At 56.5% G+C, this 20,887-nt stretch carries 13 protein-coding genes; 7 read left to right on the top strand and 6 right to left on the bottom strand.

Annotated features, from left to right (window positions below):
* Positions 1–24 precede the first annotated feature (24 nt).
* From rpoB to serA, 3 genes are all read left to right on the top strand, one after another.
* The gene (gene rpoB, locus EV681_RS11555; RefSeq protein WP_128393321.1) at positions 25–4,140 is read left to right on the top strand and encodes a DNA-directed RNA polymerase subunit beta; all 4,116 of its coding nucleotides are present in this window, start codon (positions 25–27) and stop codon (positions 4,138–4,140) included.
* Positions 4,137–8,387 (top strand): DNA-directed RNA polymerase subunit beta', encoded by a 4,251-nt coding sequence (gene rpoC / locus EV681_RS11560; protein ID WP_128393320.1) that lies wholly within the window; start codon positions 4,137–4,139, stop codon positions 8,385–8,387. Before rpoB ends, rpoC begins: the two co-directional genes overlap by 4 nt.
* Positions 8,388–8,620: 233 nt before the next feature.
* Complete coding sequence (gene serA, locus EV681_RS11565; protein WP_128393319.1) at positions 8,621–9,850, top strand: phosphoglycerate dehydrogenase; 1,230 nt, start codon at positions 8,621–8,623, stop codon at positions 9,848–9,850.
* 238 nt (positions 9,851–10,088) lie between these two features.
* Here serA and EV681_RS11570 read toward each other — a convergent pair whose 3' ends face one another.
* Positions 10,089–11,222 (bottom strand): PQQ-dependent sugar dehydrogenase, encoded by a 1,134-nt coding sequence (locus EV681_RS11570; protein ID WP_165393081.1) that lies wholly within the window; start codon positions 11,220–11,222, stop codon positions 10,089–10,091.
* Between the two features lie 567 nt (positions 11,223–11,789).
* On the opposite strand from EV681_RS11570, the gene EV681_RS11575 reads away from it, so the two are divergent.
* A complete protein-coding gene (locus EV681_RS11575; protein ID WP_130304106.1) occupies positions 11,790–13,175 on the top strand; it encodes an amidase in 1,386 nt (461 codons plus the stop codon).
* 50 nt (positions 13,176–13,225) lie between these two features.
* On the opposite strand, the gene EV681_RS11580 is transcribed toward EV681_RS11575, so the two are convergent.
* Positions 13,226–13,645 (bottom strand): Lrp/AsnC family transcriptional regulator, encoded by a 420-nt coding sequence (locus EV681_RS11580; RefSeq protein ID WP_128393316.1) that lies wholly within the window; start codon positions 13,643–13,645, stop codon positions 13,226–13,228.
* A gap of 348 nt (positions 13,646–13,993) precedes the next feature.
* Here EV681_RS11580 and EV681_RS11585 point away from each other — a divergent pair, with 348 nt between their 5' ends.
* Positions 13,994–15,076 carry an ornithine cyclodeaminase gene (locus EV681_RS11585; protein ID WP_128393315.1) on the top strand — a complete coding sequence of 361 codons (1,083 nt, stop codon included), beginning with the start codon at positions 13,994–13,996 and terminating at the stop codon, positions 15,074–15,076.
* Between the two features lie 248 nt (positions 15,077–15,324).
* Here EV681_RS11585 and EV681_RS11595 read toward each other — a convergent pair whose 3' ends face one another.
* Positions 15,325–16,233 carry a LysR family transcriptional regulator gene (locus tag EV681_RS11595; protein WP_130304107.1) on the bottom strand — a complete coding sequence of 303 codons (909 nt, stop codon included), beginning with the start codon at positions 16,231–16,233 and terminating at the stop codon, positions 15,325–15,327.
* 201 nt (positions 16,234–16,434) lie between these two features.
* Between EV681_RS11595 and EV681_RS11600 the strand changes: the two genes are divergently transcribed.
* Positions 16,435–17,331 carry an alpha/beta fold hydrolase gene (locus tag EV681_RS11600; protein WP_130304108.1) on the top strand — a complete coding sequence of 299 codons (897 nt, stop codon included), beginning with the start codon at positions 16,435–16,437 and terminating at the stop codon, positions 17,329–17,331.
* A gap of 193 nt (positions 17,332–17,524) precedes the next feature.
* Positions 17,525–18,376 (top strand): 4'-phosphopantetheinyl transferase family protein, encoded by an 852-nt coding sequence (locus EV681_RS11605; RefSeq protein WP_130304109.1) that lies wholly within the window; start codon positions 17,525–17,527, stop codon positions 18,374–18,376.
* 60 nt (positions 18,377–18,436) lie between these two features.
* On the opposite strand, the gene EV681_RS11610 is transcribed toward EV681_RS11605, so the two are convergent.
* Genes EV681_RS11610 through EV681_RS11620 form a run of 3 tightly spaced genes read right to left on the bottom strand, consistent with a single transcriptional unit; the run spans position 18,437 to position 20,885 of the window.
* Complete coding sequence (locus EV681_RS11610) at positions 18,437–19,663, bottom strand: beta-ketoacyl-ACP synthase (RefSeq protein ID WP_130304110.1); 1,227 nt, start codon at positions 19,661–19,663, stop codon at positions 18,437–18,439.
* A complete protein-coding gene (fabG, locus tag EV681_RS11615) occupies positions 19,663–20,394 on the bottom strand; it encodes a 3-oxoacyl-ACP reductase FabG (protein ID WP_128393310.1) in 732 nt (243 codons plus the stop codon). The genes EV681_RS11610 and fabG overlap by 1 nt, the downstream gene beginning before the upstream one ends.
* Complete coding sequence (locus EV681_RS11620) at positions 20,391–20,885, bottom strand: hotdog family protein (protein ID WP_207227059.1); 495 nt, start codon at positions 20,883–20,885, stop codon at positions 20,391–20,393. The genes fabG and EV681_RS11620 overlap by 4 nt, the downstream gene beginning before the upstream one ends.
* Positions 20,886–20,887: the final 2 nt, after the last annotated feature.

Consider the following 20,887-nt stretch of genomic DNA (forward strand, 5'->3'; position numbering starts at 1 on the left):
CAACCCTCTCGAGTCGGAGTGCTCATGCCTTACTCGTACACAGAACGAAAGCGTATCCGTAAAAGCTTCGCAAAACGCGAAGATGTCCAGGACGTACCTTATCTGTTAGCTACACAATTACATTCCTACCGTACTTTTCTGCAACAGTCGGTTTCTTCAAGCCAGCGCAAAGACGAAGGTCTGCAAGCGGCGTTTAAATCCATTTTCCCCATCGTCAGCCACAACGGCATGGCGAGGCTGGAGTTCGACAGCTATATGCTGGGCGAGCCGGTGTTTGATGTCAAAGAGTGTCAGTTGCGTGGACTGACCTTTGCCTCACCACTGCGTGCTAAAGTCAAACTGGTTCTGATGGACCGTGAAGTCAGCAAACCTACCGTCAAAGAGATCAAGGAACAGGAAGTCTACATGGGTGAAATTCCCCTGATGACAGACACCGGTTCTTTCGTGATCAACGGTACTGAGCGTGTAATCGTATCACAACTGCATCGTTCTCCCGGCGTGTTCTTTGAACACGATCGTGGGAAAACACACAGCTCGGGCAAATTGTTGTTTTCTGCCCGCGTTATTCCTTACCGTGGCTCTTGGCTTGACTTTGAGTTCGATCCGAAGGACGTGCTGTTCTTCCGTATCGACCGTCGCCGCAAGATGCCCGTGACCATCCTGCTCAAGGCCATTGGCCTGACACCGGAAACCATTCTGGCGCACTTCTACGAATTTGATCATTTTGATATCAAATCCGAAGGCGCGCTGATGCAGATGGTGCCTGAGCGGTGGAAGGGTGAAGTTGCCCGTTTCGATATTACCGACAAGAACGGTACGGTGCTGGTCGAAAAAGACAAGCGTATCAACAGCAAGCACCTGCGCGAACTGGCTAACTCCAAGATCGAGCGCATTTCCGTGCCTGAAGACTATCTGGTGGGCCGTGTGCTGGCCAAGAATGTGATCAGTGCGGATACCGGCGAAGTGATCGCCAATGCCAATGATGAAATCACCGAATCTTTGCTGACCAAGATCCGTGATGCGAACGTGCATGAAATCCAGACCATTTTCACCAATGAACTGGATCGTGGCGCGTTTATTTCACTGACCCTGCGCACCGATGAAACGGCAGACCAGATGGCTGCGCGCGTAGCCATCTACCGCATGATGCGTCCTGGCGAGCCACCGACCGAAGAAGCGGTCGAGGCATTGTTCCAGCGTCTGTTCTATAGCGAAGAGTCTTACGATCTGTCTCGCGTGGGCCGGATGAAAGTCAACAGCCGTCTGGGCCGTGGTGACGATATCACTGGTCCGATGACCCTGACCGACGAAGACATTCTGGAAACCATCAAGGTGCTGGTTGCACTGCGTAACGGCCAGGGCGTGATCGACGATATCGATCACCTGGGTAACCGTCGTGTGCGTTGTGTGGGCGAGCTGGCAGAGAACCAGTTCCGTGCTGGTCTGGTGCGCGTAGAGCGTGCCGTCAAAGAGCGTCTGGGTCAGGCTGAAGCCGATAACCTGATGCCGCACGATCTGATTAACTCCAAGCCTATTTCGGCTGCCATCAAGGAGTTCTTCGGTTCAAGCCAGTTGTCGCAGTTCATGGACCAAACCAATCCGCTGTCTGAAATTACCCACAAGCGTCGTGTTTCTGCATTGGGCCCAGGTGGTCTGACGCGTGAACGCGCCGGCTTCGAGGTGCGGGACGTGCATCCGACGCACTATGGTCGTGTATGCCCGATCGAAACGCCTGAGGGTCCAAACATCGGTCTGATCAACTCCATGGCGCTGTATGCCCGTCTGAATGACTACGGCTTCCTGGAAACACCGTACCGCAAGATTATCGATGGCAAGGTCAGTGACCAGATCGAGTATCTGTCGGCCATTGAGGAAAGCAACTATGTGATCGCCCAGGCCAACGCGGTGCTGGACGAAGAAGGTCGCTTCCAGGATGACCTGATCGCCTGCCGTGAAGCCGGTGAAACCATGCTGACTGCGCCTGAAAACGTGCACTACATGGACGTGGCGCCATCGCAGATCGTTTCTGTAGCGGCCTCGCTGATTCCGTTCCTGGAACACGACGATGCGAACAGGGCGCTGATGGGCGCCAACATGCAACGTCAGGCTGTTCCTTGTCTGCGTCCTGAAAAACCGCTGGTTGGTACCGGTATTGAACGTACCGTGGCGGTTGACTCGGGCACGACAGTGCAGGCAACACGGGGTGGTATCGTTGATCATGTTGACGCCGATCGCGTGGTGATCCGTGTCAATGACGACGAGAACCAGGCCGGTGAAGTCGGTGTGGATATCTACAACCTGATCAAGTACACGCGTTCTAACCAGAACACCAACATCAACCAGCGTCCTATCGTCAAACGTGGTGATCACGTTGCCCGTGGCGATGTGCTGGCCGATGGTGCCTCGACCGATCTGGGCGAACTGGCTCTGGGTCAGAACATGCTGATCGCGTTCATGCCATGGAACGGCTACAACTTCGAGGATTCGATCCTGATCTCCGAAAAAGTCGTGGCCGATGACCGTTATACGTCTATCCATATTGAAGAGCTGACCGTCGTTGCCCGTGATACCAAACTCGGTAACGAGGAAATCACACGCGACATCAGCAACCTGGCAGAAACCCAGCTGAACCGTCTTGACGAGTCTGGTATTGTGCATATTGGTGCGGAAGTGCGCGCCGATGACGTACTGGTCGGTAAAGTCACGCCAAAAGGCGAGACCCAGCTGACACCGGAAGAAAAACTGCTGCGTGCGATTTTCGGTGAAAAGGCCTCTGATGTAAAAGACACTTCGCTGCGCGTGCCCTCAGGCATGGTCGGCACTGTGATCGACGTTCAGGTCTTTACCCGTGAAGGCGTTCCCCGCGACAAGCGTGCCGAGGCCATCATTAATGATGAGCTGAGCCGCTATCGTCAGGATCTGAATGACCAGCTGCGTATTGTTGAGAACGACACCTTCGATCGTATCCGCAAGCTGCTGCTGGGCAAGACTGTCAACGGCGGCCCGAACCGTCTGCCAAAAGGATCGGTCATTACCGAAGAATACCTGGATGGCGTAGAGCGCTGGCACTGGTTCGATATCCGTCTGTCTGACGAAGGCGCCGCAGTGGCCCTGGAGCAGACCAAGGAATCGGTCGAGCAGAAACGCCACGAGTTTGATCTGGCCTTCGAAGAGAAGCGCAAGAAACTGACTCAGGGCGATGAACTGCCACCGGGCGTGCTCAAGATGATCAAGGTCTATCTGGCCGTGAAACGTCGTCTGCAGCCAGGTGACAAAATGGCCGGCCGTCACGGTAACAAGGGCGTGGTATCGCGTATTACACCTGTGGAAGATATGCCTCATATGGCTGACGGTACGCCTGCCGACATCGTGTTGAACCCGCTGGGTGTGCCATCACGGATGAACGTGGGTCAGGTGCTTGAAGTGCATCTGGGCTGGGCTGCCAAGGGTGTGGGCCACCGGATTGCCGATCTCATGAAAGATGAGCGCTCGGTTCAGGTGGGACAGATCCGCGAGTACCTGGACAAGGTGTACAACAACACCGGTGCCAAGGCACAGATTGATACCCTGACCGATGACGAGATCATCGAAATGGCACGCAATCTGCGCAACGGCGTGCCGCTGGCAACGCCGGTATTTGACGGCGCCACCGAGGACGAAATTACCAGTATGCTGGAGCTGGCCTATCCTGATGATGTGAAAGAACGTCTGCAACTGACCGACTCTCGCACCCAGGCTTACCTGTTCGACGGTCGTACGGGCGAGCGCTTTGAGCGTCCCGTTACTATCGGCTACATGCATTACCTGAAACTGCATCACCTGGTCGACGACAAGATGCATGCACGTTCTACTGGTCCTTACTCTCTCGTTACGCAGCAGCCATTGGGTGGTAAAGCCCAGTTTGGTGGCCAGCGCTTCGGTGAGATGGAGGTGTGGGCACTTGAGGCCTATGGTGCTTCGTATACGCTGCAGGAAATGCTGACCGTTAAATCGGATGACATTGCTGGCCGTACCAAAGTGTATGAGAACATCGTTAAGGGCGATCACGTCATCGACGCAGGTATGCCTGAGTCGTTCAACGTGCTGGTGAAAGAGATTCGTTCTCTGTCACTGGACATGGATTTGGAGCGTAAAGAATGAAGGGATTACTAGGTTTATTCAAACAGATTTCCCCGGATGAGCAGTTCGATGCCATCAAGATTGGGATTGCCTCTCCTGAAAAAATCCGTTCATGGTCCTATGGCGAAGTCAAAAAGCCAGAAACCATCAACTATCGGACATTCAAGCCGGAACGTGATGGTTTGTTCTGCGCCAAGATCTTTGGCCCGATCAAGGATTACGAATGTCTTTGCGGTAAATACAAGCGCCTGAAACATCGTGGCGTGATCTGCGAAAAATGCGGCGTTGAAGTGACGGTGACCAAAGTGCGTCGTGAACGCATGGGTCACATCGAACTGGCCAGCCCGGTTGCGCACATCTGGTTCCTGAAAAGCCTGCCATCCCGTCTGGGTATGGTGCTGGACATGACCCTGCGCGATATCGAACGCGTACTGTACTTTGAAGCATGGTGCGTGATCGAGCCTGGCATGACACCGCTCAAGCGCGGTCAGATCATGTCCGACGACGATTTCCTGGCCAAGACCGAAGAGTACGGCGATGACTTCACGGCCCTGATGGGTGCGGAAGCCGTGCGGGAACTGCTGCGCACGATCGATATTGATCGTGAAGCCGAGTCTTTGCGTGCCGAACTGAAAGCCACCAGCTCCGATGCCAAGATCAAAAAGATCTCCAAGCGTCTGAAAGTGATTGAAGGCTTCCAGAAATCCGGTATCAAACCGGACTGGATGGTCATGGAAGTGCTGCCCGTGCTGCCGCCGGACTTGCGTCCGTTGGTACCACTGGATGGCGGGCGCTTTGCGACCTCAGACCTGAATGACCTGTACCGTCGCGTGATCAACCGTAATAACCGGCTCAAGCGTCTGATCGAACTGAAGGCACCTGACATCATTCTGCGGAATGAAAAACGGATGCTGCAGGAATCGGTTGACTCGCTGCTGGATAACGGTCGTCGCGGCAAGGCCATGACTGGCGCCAACAAGCGTCAGCTCAAGTCTCTGGCCGATATGATCAAGGGTAAAAGCGGTCGGTTCCGTCAGAATCTGCTGGGTAAACGCGTGGACTACTCTGGTCGTTCCGTGATCGTGGTGGGCCCGCAGCTCAAACTGCACCAATGCGGTCTGCCCAAGCTGATGGCGCTGGAACTGTTCAAGCCGTTTATTTTCAACCGTCTTGAGATTATGGGTCTGGCGACCACGATCAAGGCCGCGAAAAAACTGGTTGAAGCCCACGAGCCTGTGGTCTGGGATATTCTGGAAGAGGTCATTCGCGAACACCCTGTCATGCTCAACCGTGCGCCTACGCTGCACCGTCTGGGTATTCAGGCATTCGAACCGGTCCTGATCGAAGGTAAGGCGATTCAGTTGCACCCACTGGTGTGTGCAGCCTTTAACGCCGACTTTGACGGTGACCAGATGGCAGTCCACGTGCCTCTGTCGCTTGAAGCACAGCTGGAAGCCCGCACCCTGATGCTGGCCTCCAACAACATCCTGTTTCCTGCCAGCGGCGAGCCTTCCATTGTGCCTTCCCAGGATATCGTGCTGGGTCTGTACTACGCGACTCGTGAACGTATCAACGGCAAGGGCGAAGGTCTGTTCTTTGCCGATCTGGCAGAGCTGATTCGTGCCTATGACAACCGTGTAGTTGAGCTGCAGTCACGCGTGACTGTGCGTCTGAACGAATACGTGAAAGACGACCAGGGCGAATGGCAGCCTGTACTGCGCCGCTTTGAAACGACCGTTGGCCGTGCGATCCTGTCGGAAATTCTGCCTAACGGGCTTCCGTTCAGCGTGCTGAACCGTGCCCTGAAAAAGAAAGAAATTTCACGCCTGATCAACCAGTCCTTCCGTCGTTGTGGTTTACGCGATACCGTGATTTTTGCTGACAAGCTGATGCAGTCCGGTTTCCGCCTGGCCACCCGTGGTGGTATTTCAATTGCCATGGGCGATATGGTTATTCCGACTGTGAAGGAAGAAATTCTGACGCAGGCCAGCAATGAAGTTAAAGAGATCGACAAGCAATATTCGTCAGGTCTGGTGACTTCGCAGGAACGGTATAACAACGTGGTCGACATTTGGGGCAAGGCCGGTGACAAAGTGGGCAAGGCCATGATGGAGCAACTGGCGACAGAGCCGGTTGTAACCCGTCTGGGTGAAAATGCTCGCCAGGAATCGTTCAACTCCATTTACATGATGGCCGACTCCGGCGCCCGTGGTTCAGCAGCGCAGATTCGTCAGCTGGCCGGTATGCGTGGTCTGATGGCCAAGCCTGATGGCTCGATCATCGAAACGCCCATTACCGCCAACTTCCGTGAAGGTCTGAACGTACTGCAGTACTTCATCTCCACCCACGGTGCGCGTAAAGGTCTGGCCGATACTGCGCTGAAAACAGCGAACTCCGGTTACCTGACTCGTCGTCTGGTTGACGTGACCCAGGATCTGGTTATCACTGAAACCGATTGCGGCACAAGCAACGGCTATCTGATGAAAGCCCTGGTTGAAGGTGGTGAGGTCATTGAACCGTTGCATGACCGTATTCTGGGTCGTGTGGCGGCTGCCGATATCGTCAATCCCGATACGCAGGAAACGGCGATTGCCGCCGGCACCCTGCTGGATGAAGATGCGGTAGAGCTGATCGATCGCATTGGCGTGGATGAAGTCAAGATCCGCACACCGCTGACCTGCGAAACCCGTCATGGGCTTTGCGCACACTGCTATGGCCGTGACCTGGGTCGCGGCAATATGGTCAACACCGGTGAAGCCGTGGGTGTTATTGCTGCCCAGTCTATTGGTGAACCGGGTACCCAGCTGACCATGCGTACGTTCCACATTGGTGGTGCGGCCTCACGTGCAGCCATGGCCTCTTCGGTTGAAACCAAGTCTGCCGGTACGGTGGGCTTTGCCGGTTCCATGCGGTATGTGACTAATGCGAAAGGCGAGCGTGTGGCCATTTCCCGTTCCGGTGAAATCGTGATTTTCGACGATAGCAACCGTGAACGTGAACGTCACAAGATTCCTTACGGTGCAACCGTGCTGGTGGGCGATAACGATACCGTGAAAGCCGGTACACGCCTGGCTTCATGGGATCCGCTGACCCGTCCGATCGTGTCCGAATACTCGGGTGAGGTCCGCTTCGAGAATATCGAAGAGGGTCAGACCGTTGCCAGACAGGTTGATGATGTAACCGGTCTGTCCACGCTGGTGGTTATTACACCGAAAACACGTGGCGGAAAAACGCTGATGCGTCCTCAGATCAAGCTGATCAATGACGCAGGTGAAGAGGTGAAAATTGCCGGTACTGACCACTCCGTGAATATTTCATTCCCGGTTGGTGCACTGATTACCGTGCGTGACGGCCAGCAGGTCAATATTGGTGAGATTCTGGCTCGTATTCCACAAGAGTCACAGAAAACCCGCGATATTACCGGGGGTCTGCCGCGCGTGGCCGAGCTGTTCGAGGCCCGTTCACCGAAAGACGCCGGTATGCTGGCAGATGTCACAGGTACTGTGTCGTTTGGTAAGGATACCAAGGGTAAACAGCGTCTGGTCATTACCGAGACCGATGGTACGGTGCATGAGTTCCTGATTCCGAAAGAGAAACAGGTGCTGGTACATGACGGCCAGGTGGTCAACCAGGGTGAGATGATTGTGGACGGTCCGGCTGATCCTCACGATATTCTGCGTCTGCAGGGCATCGAGAAGCTGGCCATCTACATCGTCAACGAAGTTCAGGACGTGTACCGTCTGCAGGGCGTAAAGATCAATGACAAGCACATTGAAGTGATCGTGCGTCAGATGTTGCGTCGTGTGAACATCGTGGATGCAGGCGATACCTCGTTCATCACGGGTGAACAGGTTGAACGTGCCGAGTTGCTCAACGAGAATGATCGTGTGGTTGCCGATAACAAGATTCCGGCGACCTACGACAATATCCTGCTGGGTATCACCAAGGCATCGCTGTCTACCGACTCGTTCATCTCTGCGGCTTCCTTCCAGGAAACCACAAGGGTGCTGACCGAAGCGGCCATCATGGGTAAACGTGATGATCTGCGCGGTCTGAAAGAAAACGTGATCGTGGGACGTCTGATTCCTGCCGGAACCGGTATGTCTTTCCACCTGGCTCGCAAAGCCAAAGAGGAAAGCGAACGTGCCGAACGCGCTGCCGTGCGTGCCCAGGAGAATCCTTTCGAGGAGTCTGCTCCGGTTACGCTGGACAACGTGTTTGCACCTTTGGGTACCAACACCGACGAAGAGCCGCCTGCTGCCGAATAAGCGGACAGGTCAACTGTTGTCATCCCGGCTTCGGCCGGGACCTAAAAGCGCCTTGCAGCAGTCACGCAAGGCGCTTTTTTCATGCGGGCAATTCATGACGACATGAAAAAATTAACCTTTGTTTAAGTAAGCAAGCAGTACATTTGAACTGTTCGGTGGCTTTGCAAGACGCCACCAGCACATTTCGATACAATAAATCTCCCCCATACCCAACTGTCTAAGCGAAGAAACCCATGGAAAAAGTGTCCCTTGATAAGAACAAGATCAAAATTGTATTGCTCGAAGGCGTTCATCAGAATGCGCTGGATGTGCTGCATGCATCGGGCTACAGCAATATCGACTATCACAAGAAAGCATTGGAAGGCGATCAGCTCAAACAAGCCGTTGCCGATGCACATTTCGTAGGGATCCGCTCGCGCACCCAACTGAGTGCAGACGTGTTGCAGTCGGCCAGGAAACTGGTCGGTGTTGGCTGTTTCTGTATCGGCACCAACCAGGTGGACCTGCAAGCGGCCAAAAAGCTGGGTATTCCTGTCTTTAACGCACCCTTTTCCAATACCCGGTCTGTCGCAGAACTGGTCCTGGCAGAACTTATTCTGCTGATGCGCCGCGTGCCTGCTGCCAATGCCGAAGTGCATCGCGGTGAATGGGTTAAATCGGCAGCGGGCAGCCATGAGGTGCGTGGCAAGAAGCTGGGGATTATCGGTTATGGTCACATCGGCACACAGCTGTCGGTCCTGGCCGAGGCGCTGGGCATGGAAATCTATTTCTATGATGTCGAAAGCAAGCTGCCGCTGGGCAATGCCCGCGCCGTCAGTTCGCTTACCGATCTGCTGAATATTGCAGATGTGGTTTCGTTGCACGTTCCGGAAAACGATAGCACCAAGAACCTGATGAGCGCAGAACGCATTGCGCAAATGAAGGTGGGCGCGCATCTTATCAATGCGTCCCGCGGTACAGTGGTCGATATCGAGGCACTGGCGCTGGCGCTTGAAGAAAAACGCCTGGCCGGCGCGGCCATTGACGTCTTTCCGTCAGAGCCCAAGTCAAACAATGAAGAGTTCGTTTCTCCATTGCGCAAGTTCGATAACGTGATCCTGACGCCGCATATCGGTGGTTCCACTTCCGAAGCCCAGGAGAACATTGGCATCGAAGTGGCCAGCAAGCTGGTCAAATACTCTGACAATGGGTCTACGCTGTCTGCCGTGAACTTCCCAGAGGTGTCGCTGCCAGAGAACAAGAGCGCCCGTCGCTTTTTGCATATTCACGAGAACCGTCCTGGCGTGCTCACGGCAATTAACCAGGTATTCCAGCAGGATGGGGTCAATATTGTTGGTCAGTATCTGCAGACTGATCCGCAAAATGGCTATGTGGTTATCGATGTGGAAACGCCTGACGTGGACAAGGCGCTGGAGCAACTCAAGGCGATCGCCGGCACCATCAAGGCGCGCGTTCTGTATTGATCCTGCAGTAGCAGACAATTGAAGGCAGTGAACCAGGCCCGCCGCAGCGCAATGTTGTGGCGGGCCTGGTTTTTTCCGGATAAGGCCGGACGGACCCCTGGGCCGCAACGGCCCGTTGGCACTGCACGGGCCTTATTGCTCGCTGAGCAGAGGCAGGAGCAGCAGCGGCGCGGCAGTCAGGCCTGCGTGATCCATGTGGCGGCCGGTGCTGCCTTGACCGCCATGAGCACGCGCTGGTTCAGTTTTGCAGGCCGAGTCGAATCAGCTTGCCGTCGCCGGTATCGGTCAGGACATAGACGTAGCCATCGGGACCCACTTTCACATCGCGAATGCGTTCGCCTTCGAATATCACCTGTTCGTCCTTGAGGGTAGCGCCATCCACTTTCAGGTTTAGCAGGCGTTGTTGGGCCAGCGCGCCGATAAACACCGACTGCTTCCATGGCGCAAAACGGTCGTGGTCGTAAAAGGCCATGCCGCTGATTGCCGGTGAGACTTTCCAGGCGTAAATGGGTTGGGTCAGCCCGGCGCCATCGGTGCCTTTGGCTTCGGGAATCGGCAATCCGGAGTAATTGATGCCATAGGTGGCCAGCGGCCAGCCATAGTTCTTGCCGGGCTCGGGAATATTGACTTCATCTCCACCGCGCGGGCCATGTTCATTGGTCCACAAGGCGCCAGTCCAGGGATTGAGCGCAGCACCCTGCTGATTGCGATGTCCGTAAGACCAGATCTCGGGGCGCACGCCCTGTTTGCCCACGAATGGATTGTCCTGGGGAATGCGCCCGTCAGGGAACAGCCGCACAATCTTGCCTTGCAACTTATCCAGGTCCTGGGAAGTAGGGCGTTGGTCGTTCTCGCCCAGCGCAATGAACATGTAGCCCTTGCGATCGAAAATGATGCGCGAGCCGAAATGGTTACCGACTGACAGCTTGGGCTCCTGGCGGAAAACGACTTTGAAGGTGTCCAGTTTGGTGTTGTCCTCAGACAGACGGCCGAAGCCGACGGCCGTGCCTGCTTTACCGTCTTTACCTTCTTCGGCATAACTGAGATAAATATGACGGGTTTTGGCAAAATCCGGAGCCAGGACGACATCGAGCAAACCGCCCTGACCGTTGGCCCAGACCTTGGGGCTGCCGCTGATCACAACCGGTTTGTCACTGCCCTGTTTCCAGTAATTGAGATGGCCGCTGCGCTCGGTAATGAGCATGCCGGCGTCGTTCGGCAAAAAGGCCATCGACCAGGGATGCTCCAGCCCCTTAAGAAGCGTTTCGGTGGTGACGTTCTGGGCAACGGGTGCTTTGTCCCCCGGCGACATGATGGTCGTCTGTGCCTGTGCCGTGGCCACCTGCACACAGCTGACGGCTACGGCGGCCATCAATAGGCTGGCGAGCGTGCTGCGCGAAAGCAGGCGCCTGGCGGGCTGGTGGGTGAACGACTTAGGGAGGGATTGTAAGCGCGACGTAGCGGGAACGGCTGGTTTCATACTGAGCTCCTTGGCTGGGTGGCAGTGGGTGCATCGGCCGACGACTGCAATGCAGCGGCGCGATGCCGGTGACATGCATGAGACAGATACAGTTTGAAGATGACAAATAGCTGAATGACAAAGATGATTAGAATATAAACGAATATGCGCGCAACTGGCAGAAGATGGTTATGACAATTGAAAATCAATGAGGCGTACGAGGGGCCTGGCGTACACTGAATCGGCCAGACTGTGTCGTGAACAAAGGGCGGAATCAGGGTTTGGGGACGCACCAGAAAAGCGAACCAGAAAAGCGAACCAGGGCGTGGCGCAATCCACGGCGAGATCACGCTAATGGCGTGCGCGCAAAGCGCACCGGCAATGCCAGATTGAACAATTGGACAGACGCGATGGCATGGTTATTGCTTTGGCTATATTGACTCTATTGATTATTAAGACTTTACGCAGGCGAACAAACCCATGGAACATTACGCTTTTGCCACCGTTGCCAGATTGGCCAGCCAACTGAGCAGGCAAGGCCTGACTTCGGAGTTGCTGACGACGTTTTTTCTCAGGCGTATTGAAAAATACAATCCAATGCTCAATGCCTTTGTGGCCGTATTTGGCGAGCAGGCGATCCGGGATGCGAAGGCCTCCGATGCCAGGCGAGCAGCCGGGCAGTCCTTGGGGCTGCTTGACGGCATTCCCGTGGCAGTCAAGGATCTGATCGATGTTGCCGGTACGGTGACCACCGGGGGATCTGCGGTACACCGCGGCCAGGCCAGCAGCCAGACGGCGCCGCTGGTGCAACGATTGCAGGCGCAGGGCGCGATTGTGATCGGCAAGACCCAAACGGTTGAATTTGCCTTTGGCGGCTGGGGCACCAATGCGCATCTGGGAACGCCACATAACCCCTGGGACGCCAATCGAGCCCGTGCGCCGGGCGGCTCTTCCAGTGGTTCAGCGGTCGCTGTGGCTGCCGGTCTGGTGCCCTGCGCCATTGGCACTGATACAGGCGGTTCGGTGCGGATCCCTGCGGCTTTCTGTAGTCTGACGGGTTTGAAAATGACCGCCGGACAGACGGATATGAGCGGCATTCTGCCTCTGGCGACCATGCTCGATAGCGTTGGGCCGATTACGCGTACTGCCGATGACGCCGCCATTTTGTACCGGGCGCTTACCTGTGAACCGGGCGAAGTGCTGGATGAGTCGTGTCATCGGCTGCTGGATGATGGCAGCGGGCTGGATGGCATGACACTGGGCGTCATGCCCGACGAGCAATACGATACGGATGTGCAGCGTTCTGTACGGCTGGGTGTGCGCGACATGGTGCGCATGGCGGAAATGGCCGGGGCCAATATTGTGCGGGAGCGGCCGCCGCTATCGTTTAACACGGTTTTTGAGCAAAGCAGTCTGCTGATGGCGGCCTGCGCCTGGCGTTTGCATGGCGCCCTGGTGCAGGACCACGATGCGCCCATGGACCCGTTTGTTCGCAGGCGGATGCTTGCCGGTCAGGCGGTTTCACAAACGCAATATGAAGAGCTGCTGGCGCAGCATCAGGCCGCCATAGGCATATGGCAGGCCTGGATGGCGGATAAGGATGCGTTCATGATTCCCACGGTGCCCGCGATTGCGCCGTTACTGGCGGACCTGGATGAGGACACGAGCCCGGCATTCTTCACGCGCCTTGCCAACTGGACCGGCGGCTGTGCGCTGGCGTTGCCGGCCGGCTTTGACCCGGGCAATATGCCGGTAAGTGCGCAGCTGGTGGGCAAAGCGCAAGACGAGCGGCGGCTATTGCAGATTGGCAGTGTGATTCAATCACTGACTGCCTGGCATTCCTACTCGCCAACCCTCCAGGGCTAGGGTGCAGCTGCAACGTGTATCGGTATGCGCCATTGCAATGACCAGGAGGGCTACCGATAGCTTTTCAGATGGATGCTGGTTTCTGAGTTGCTGATATTGCGGATCAGGCGGATCCGCTCCAGCGCCTGACCCAGCTCAGCCAGTGAGCCGGCTTCCAGTTCTGCCAGCAGATCCCAGCGACCATTGGTGTCATGCAAGGCCACGATGCAGGGTTCCCCCAGCAGGCTGGCGATTACCTGGCGACTCATATTCCCTTCAATGGCAATGCTCATCCATGCACGGATGGTTTGGGTCTGCGTGTCTGGACGCAATTGCACCGTGTATCCGACGATTACGCCGCTGTCCTCCAGCCGCAGCATTCGGTTGCGTATCGTGCCGCGCGAGAGGCCGAGTTTTTTTGCCAGATCCGCGACTGTATATCGCGCGTTCTGGCGTAACAACGAGATGAGTGCTTGGTCAGTGGAGTCCATATTTACTCATTTAGACAATTTATGTTGCCATTATGGCAAAAGAATGGACAAAAATGTGCAAAATTGCCGATATGCTTTGCCGCGACAATGCGGCACACTAAGGTACAAAGACACGCAGTGAATAAAACACAGTAAATAAAACACAGTAAATAGTCGTGTTGGCACAGGACACCCCCGGTTCTGCAAGGCGGAGTTGGAAAACGGCTTGCAGAGCACATCATCTACCGACAGCCTGGGAACAGGCAACGGGATGAACAGGGGGTAGGGCGGGCAGGGCCAGGGTACGCGAGTATCACGGGCATTGACCTTCTGTTATTGGCGCCGACAACACATCAGACGGAGATAACCATGAGTAACTTGACACAAACGAATCTGAATACGGGGCTGATCCGTCCGCAGGACGTGGCCCGCATCGTGCAGCGGCAGGGCATGAAGCAGACGCTTGACGGCGTGATGAACTATATCCTGTCAGACTATTTGCGCTGGGATGAATTTGACAAATCGTCCCGGGTTGCCAAATATGTGCAGGATGGTGTGATGGAATTGATGCCCATTGCAGACAAACAGAATTATTCGTTCAAGTATGTCAATTGTCATCCGCATAACCCTCAGGAAGGTTTGTCGACGGTGCTTGCATTTGGTGCGCTGGTTGACAACAGCACCGGCAAGCCCGAGGTCATTTGTGAACTGACATTGACCACAGCGCTGCGAACTGCAGCCATGTCGGCATTGGCGGCAAAGTATCTGGCGCGTAGCAACAGCCGTCGAATGGCCCTGATCGGCAACGGTTGTCAAAGCGAATTTCAGGCGCTGGCTTTTCATTATCTGCTGGGAATTGAGCACTTGAGCGTTTATGATCTTGATCGTGACGCGTCCCAAAAGCTGGCCGATAATCTGCGCCACACCGGCATGACAGTAGACATTGCCGACAGTGTGGCCGACGCCGTCCGGGACGCCGATATTGTGACAACCGTGACCGCCGAGTATTCGCGAGCACATATCCTGACCCCCGAGATGATCAAGCCAGGTATGCATATCAATGCCGTCGGTGGCGATTGCCCGGGTAAAACTGAGCTGCACCCGGATATCCTGCCACTGGCCACCGTGTTCGTCGAATTCGAACCGCAAACCCGGGTGGAAGGCGAATTGCAGAATGTGGACGCAGACTTTCCTGTGCGGCACTTGTGGCAGGTCTTTCAGGGTCAGGCCAAAGGCCGTGAGACCGATACACAGATTACCCTGTTTGATTCGGTCGGTTTCGCGCTGGAAGACTTCTCTGCGCTGGTCTATATGCGGGATACGGCACGCAAGCTGGGTCTGATGCAACCCATTTCGCTGGTGCCTGAATTGGCCGATCCGAAGGATCTGTTTTCCTATCTTGGCGTCGGCCAGGTCCAACGGGAAGCCGAACCGATTGCCGCATTACCCTGAGTGGGAAGGGGCCGGCCAAAGCGCCGGCCGCAGAAATGGCCAAACTGCAGCCCTTGAGCTACTTGCTATAGGCAAACAACATGGCACCCGCGTTTTTATCGACTGATTTTCATTATTTAGCAGGTCTGCCAGTCTTGTCATGAGATCCATACGCGCATGAAAAATAGCCATGACCAACGCGGGGGCGTCTTCACGCGGCAGGCAAAAGACCGAGTGATGCTCGAAATGGGCCATCCTTAGATTGTTTATCAGGAGCGAGTATCATCGGCAGATGATGCCAGTCGCTCCACTATAAAATCAATGAAGGCACGGGTTTTGGCGGATAACTGATCGCGGGTGGGAAACACGGCATAGATGTCGGCCGGCTCGTACCAATCTGGCAGCACGATCTGCAAGTCGCCCTTTGCCAGCAAAGGCTCAATACTCCACTCAGAACGCAGCAGCAAACCATAGCCCTCGAGCGCCCAACGCAGCGCTACATCGCCGTCATTGGTGCTCATGCGAGCGCGGACTTTGACCATTTCTTTTCGTTCAGCGTTGCGCAAATTCCAGATACCAAAGGTCTGCTCGTTTTCGTGCAGCACCACGGCCTGATGCCGTGCCAATTCAGCAAGGTTGTCCGGCGTACCATGCGCTTTCAGGTATGCGGGAGAGGCACAGAGCAAGCGACGATTATTGCGCAGTTTTCGCGCACTCAGCCGCGTATCGGCGAGTTCGCCAACGCGAATGCCAATGTCATAGCCGTCTTTCACCAGATTCAGCGGCGTGTCGCTAAGATGCAGTTGCACCTCCAGGTCAGGGTGTTTCCTGGCGAATGCGCTAAGCAACAGGCAGATGACCGCCCGTCCAAATCCCAGGCTTGCATTCACCCGTAACAAACCCGTGGGCTGGGAGGTCACGCCACGCAAGGTCTGCTCCAGTTCGTCCAGGCCAACCACCAGGCGTTTGCCTTCCTGGAGGTATCGTTCTCCTTCCGGCGTAATGCGTAGCGTGCGGGTGGTACGCTGCACCAGCCGCACGCCCAATCTACGTTCCAGAGCCATTAATCGCTTGCTGACAGCGGCGCCGGTAATACCCATCTCTCGGCCCGCGCGCACCAGGCTGCCCGTACGCGCAATCGCAATGAACAATTCGAGATCATCGTATTTTGTTCGCATATTATCAACTTTTAGGAACTAATGATTCTAGTTTATTTATATTATTAATTATAAATAGATAATATAGACTGGAGGCATGATTTCCCAAATACGGAACGCATCCAATGAATATGCCTTCCGGTACTTGAAGAAAGCAACGCTGCTACAAGAATTTCTGGCTTCATCGAATCGGGCCGACAACGCGAAAAAGGTAACGTCAGTATGTTTGAGAATTTTTCCACTGAAAACTTCACCATGAAGGATGGCGTACGCATTCATGCCCGGGTGGGAGGGAGCGGGCCCGGCTTGCTTTTGATGCATGGCCATCCGCAAACCCACGCCATGTGGCACAGGATTGCGCCCAGCTTGGCGCAGCACTATACCGTTGTTGCGCCTGACATCAGAGGCTTTGGGGACTCATCAAGGCCAGAGCCTGGTGTGGAGAATGTGGCCTACTCCAAGCGCGCCATGGCGCAAGACATGGCAGACATCATGGGCGAGCTCGGGTTCGAGCACTTTATGGTCGGTGGCCACGATCGGGGCGCGCGCGTCGCCCATCGGCTCGCCCTGGACCACCCGGATCGGGTGCGGCGGTTGTTCTTTCTGGATATTGCGCCGACGCTGGCCATGTACGAGCGCACATCAATGGCCTTCGCACGCGCGTACTGGCACTGGTTTTTCCTGATTCAGCCTGCCCCCTTGCCCGAAAGGCTGATTGAGAGCGACCCCGTTGCCTACCTGCACAATGTTTCGGGCCGGCGGCATGCCGGCTTGTCTGCTTTCCACCCCGACGCGCTGGCAGAGTATGAGCGTTGTATCGCCCTGCCATTGACCGCCAGAAGCATATGCAGCGACTACCGTGCTTCCGCAGGTATCGATCTTGAGCACGATGAACATGATCGGGATGCCGGCAATCATCTTGCCATGCCGTTGCGCGTACTGTGGGCCGAGCACGGCGCTGTCGGCCAGAACTTCGATGTGCTCTCGCTATGGAAAGACCTATCCGGTAGCGACGTAAGCGGCCATTCGGTGGGTTGCGGCCACTACCTGGCCGAAGAGCAGCCGGATATTATCCTGCAGGAAATGATGACGTTCTTCGGTTCGCAGAACGGCGATTAGGCTTGGAGCCAGCGCCACTCTTTGGTGTTGCCAGTCAGATAGCTCAATTGTGAGGTGGCTCACAGGGCAGTTCTGGTTTGTTTACACAACGTACGCCGTGGCGGTAGGTCAAGCAGTCACCATTTAACCTGAACGCCGGGTGTACGCTAGCAACCCATCCAAATCATTTATCAAAGATGCGCCAGCAAATGGCATGAATACGTACAATGGCGTCATTACCATTTCGGTTGCGTTGTTCATGTCATTTTCCGATTCAGATCAGCCGACGCTGCTGCAACTGTGGTTTGCCGGCCCCGCCTTGCAGGTAGAGTACGATCCGTTGGCGCTGACTCCGCAGGATCGCGCTCGCGAGGCGGCTCGCCTGAGCGCGCGCAAAGCCTACGAGTGGCGTGTCAGCCGCGCACTGCAGCGCCGCCTGCTTGACCCCTATCGATCATCGAGCTTGTCGCACAGCGCCGGTCATGCCCTGTGGGCGGCATCATCGCGGCATGCGCAGATCGGTGTTGATCTGGAACGGATACGCGCTATTGATGAACTGGCGCTGGCCGAACTGATCGCCCTTGAGGATGAAAAGCAGCTGTTGCGCTCGCTGCAGGGACAGGACAGAACCCGGTTTTTTTTCAGATTATGGACGCTTAAGGAAGCGCTGGTCAAAGCGGTGGGCGGCGACTTTCCGGCGGACATGCTGCGGGTCGGGATCCGGCCGTGCGCAGGCACCACGCCGGCAGCAGGCGGCGTTGCTGCTGGCGCAACCGGGGCAATGCCCGAGGACGTTGCCCGTGCCCTGCGGGGGCCGCTGCCCGGCGCCGCCGAAGCGGTCGCGCAACAGCATCGGTGGCGCCTGAGCGGCCTGGGAGACCAGCACTGGCATGGCGTCTCGGCCATGATCGGCGACAACTGGATGATGGCGCTTGTGTGGCCTGCTCAAGAGCTCCCAACGCCCATGAGGCTGCTCGCCAGGCAGGCATCGCCGGGCCAAGCGCAGATCCTGCCACTTGAGCAGTCTGTGGTTTTTGGTGTCGGGCCGCAGCCCGAGGTTCGATAGCCGCGCTCCGATGGCGCATCCGTTGCGATGGACCAGTGCAGCGGTTGCAACTTTCAGTCTTTACGCTTGCCGGCGGAATATCAGCGAAGTATTAATGCCGCCGAAAGCAAAGTTATTATTCATCACATATTCGGTGTCAATTTCGCGCCAGTCATGCTGCAGATAGTCCAGCTGTGCGCAGCGTGGGTCCACTTTATCCAGGTTCAGGGTGTGCACAAACGCACCGTCGTGCATCATGGCAATGGAGAACCAGGATTCCAGTGCGCCGCAGGCGCCAAGGGTGTGGCCCAGGAAACTTTTTTGCGAACTGATGGCTGCGCGTTCGCCAAACAAGGCAGCCGTGGCATGTGATTCAGCAATATCGCCCTGTTCGGTTGCTGTGCCGTGTCCGTTGACATAGCCGATCTGTTCGGCGTGGATGCCTGCGTCTTCAATGGCAAGCGTCATGGCCCGGTGCATGGTGTCGGCCTGGGGGCGGGTGATATGGGCACCGTCCGAATTGCTGCCGAAGCCGACGATTTCTGCGTATATGCGGGCGCCCCGTGCCAGGGCATGATCGCGCTCTTCCAGAACGAACATGCAGGCGCCTTCGCCGATAACCAGCCCGTCGCGATCCCGGTCATAGGGGCGCGGCGAGGTGTGCGGGGCGTTGTTGCGCTGACTGGTGGCGTAAAGGGAATCGAACACATAGGCTTCGCTGGGGCACAGTTCTTCACCGCCGCCGCCGAGCATCAACGGAATCAGCCCGTATTTGATGGCCTCGTATGCATAGCCGATACCCTGACTGCCCGAAGTGCAGGCGCTCGAAGTGGGGATGACGCGTCCTTTGAGACCGAAGAAGATACCAATGTTGGCTGCCGTGGTGTGCGGCATCATGCGAACATAGGTGTTGGCATTGACCCCATGCGATTCGCCATGCATGAGCAGGGCCGCCAGGGCCCTGACGTCTTCGGTACTGCCCGTGGATGACCCGCAGGCAACACCCATGGCGCCGGACTGGATGAGCGGATCGCCCAGCAGACCGGCATCGGCCAGGGCGCGCTCGGCGGCATCCACACACAGCTGCGATACCCTGCCCAGGCTGCGCAACTGCTTGCGCTGCCAGTGCGATGGGTAGCGATAGTCGGCAATGGGGGCGGCCAGGCGGGTGTTCAGTTCCGTATAGCGATCCCATTCGGGCATCGCGCATACGGCGCTGCGTCCCTCGGTAAAGGCCTGCCGGATCTGCGGCCAGCTGTTGCCCAGGGCCGTAATGCCGCCCATGCCCGTTACGACCACGCGCTTCATCAGCACAACCCTCCGTTGACCGAGAGCACCTGGCGGGTGATGTAGCCGGCTTTTTCGGACATCAGGAAGGTGACGGCCGCAGCCACTTCTTCGGGATTGCCGGCACGCTGGGCCGGAATCATTTTCAGGATTTCCTCGACGGGCACCTGCTGGTCAAGCATGTCAGTATCAATCAGCCCGGGCGCTACGCAATTGACGGTAATGCGTCGTTTGGCCAGTTCCACGGCCAGCGCCTTGGCCGCGCCGATCAGGCCGGCCTTGGAGGCGCTGTAGTTGACCTGTCCACGGTTGCCGATAAGCCCCGACACCGAGGCCATGCAGACGATGCGACCGGGCTTGCGCCGGCGAATCATGGGCATGACCAGTGGATGCAGGACGTTATAAAAGCCGCCCAGGTTGGTGTCCAGCACCTGGTCCCAGTCTTCATCGGTAAAGGCAGGAAAGGCGTTATCACGTGTCAGTCCGGCGTTCAGGACGACCCCATAGAAGGCGTCGTGGCTTTCCAGGTAGGTTTCCAGAGCCTGCCTGCAGGCCGGGCGATCGGACACGTCGAACTGCAGGATATCGGCCGCCCGGCCCAGGGCGTGGATTTGTTCGGCAACCTGCTGCGCCTCTTGCCGCCGCTGGCGGCAGTGCAACGTGATATCGAAGCCCGCCTGCGCCAGATCAAGGGCAATGGCTTTGCCGATACCCCGGCTGGAACCGGTGACAAAAATACGGGAAGCGGTCATGCTGTTTGCTCCTGTAAATAGTGTTCAATATCCGGCGGACTGAAGACACTCAGTCTTGCGGTAGCCACCGTTTGCGCGCTGTCGGTGTTTGCGTTTCCAGGCTCATCCAGCAGGGACAGGCGGCATTCGAAGACACCGAAGCCGCTGGCCTCGTCACGCGTGGAGGCCTCGACCTGTACGCATAGCAGGCTGCCCTGCGCAACGCTGGGGCGCAGGATGTCAATCTGGCGGCTGCCGAGCAGAAAACCCAGCTTTGGTGGCTGGCCGGCATCGTGAGCATGACAGCCGGCTAAGGCAGCCACGCCCTGCGCCATGATTTCAATGGCGCACCACATGGGTAACTGCCCGTTCTCATCCAGGAAGAGATGATCGGGTCCGATGCGCGCCAGGGCCTGTAACTGTGAGTCGGAGTAGGTGACGATTTCGTCAAGCAGGATCATGTTGCCGGCATGCGGCAGCAAAGGCGCAAGATGGCGTATCGGTGTCTGCATTG

Source organism: Advenella incenata, assembly GCF_004217095.1.
Classification (GTDB): domain Bacteria; phylum Pseudomonadota; class Gammaproteobacteria; order Burkholderiales; family Burkholderiaceae_B; genus Advenella; species Advenella incenata.

What these genes read in the sequence shown, in the direction of transcription:
- rpoB (WP_128393321.1), top strand. Translation starts at nt 25, where the DNA reads ATGCCTTACTCGTACACAGAACGAAAGCGTATCCGTAAAAGCTTCGCA.
- rpoC (WP_128393320.1), top strand. Translation starts at nt 4,137, where the DNA reads ATGAAGGGATTACTAGGTTTATTCAAACAGATTTCCCCGGATGAGCAG.
- serA (WP_128393319.1), top strand. Translation starts at nt 8,621, where the DNA reads ATGGAAAAAGTGTCCCTTGATAAGAACAAGATCAAAATTGTATTGCTC.
- EV681_RS11570 (WP_165393081.1), bottom strand. Translation starts at nt 11,222, where the DNA reads ATGGCCGCCGTAGCCGTCAGCTGTGTGCAGGTGGCCACGGCACAGGCA.
- EV681_RS11575 (WP_130304106.1), top strand. Translation starts at nt 11,790, where the DNA reads ATGGAACATTACGCTTTTGCCACCGTTGCCAGATTGGCCAGCCAACTG.
- EV681_RS11580 (WP_128393316.1), bottom strand. Translation starts at nt 13,645, where the DNA reads ATGGACTCCACTGACCAAGCACTCATCTCGTTGTTACGCCAGAACGCG.
- EV681_RS11585 (WP_128393315.1), top strand. Translation starts at nt 13,994, where the DNA reads ATGAGTAACTTGACACAAACGAATCTGAATACGGGGCTGATCCGTCCG.
- EV681_RS11595 (WP_130304107.1), bottom strand. Translation starts at nt 16,233, where the DNA reads ATGCGAACAAAATACGATGATCTCGAATTGTTCATTGCGATTGCGCGT.
- EV681_RS11600 (WP_130304108.1), top strand. Translation starts at nt 16,435, where the DNA reads ATGTTTGAGAATTTTTCCACTGAAAACTTCACCATGAAGGATGGCGTA.
- EV681_RS11605 (WP_130304109.1), top strand. Translation starts at nt 17,525, where the DNA reads ATGAATACGTACAATGGCGTCATTACCATTTCGGTTGCGTTGTTCATG.
- EV681_RS11610 (WP_130304110.1), bottom strand. Translation starts at nt 19,663, where the DNA reads ATGAAGCGCGTGGTCGTAACGGGCATGGGCGGCATTACGGCCCTGGGC.
- fabG (WP_128393310.1), bottom strand. Translation starts at nt 20,394, where the DNA reads ATGACCGCTTCCCGTATTTTTGTCACCGGTTCCAGCCGGGGTATCGGC.
- EV681_RS11620 (WP_207227059.1), bottom strand. Translation starts at nt 20,885, where the DNA reads ATGCAGACACCGATACGCCATCTTGCGCCTTTGCTGCCGCATGCCGGC.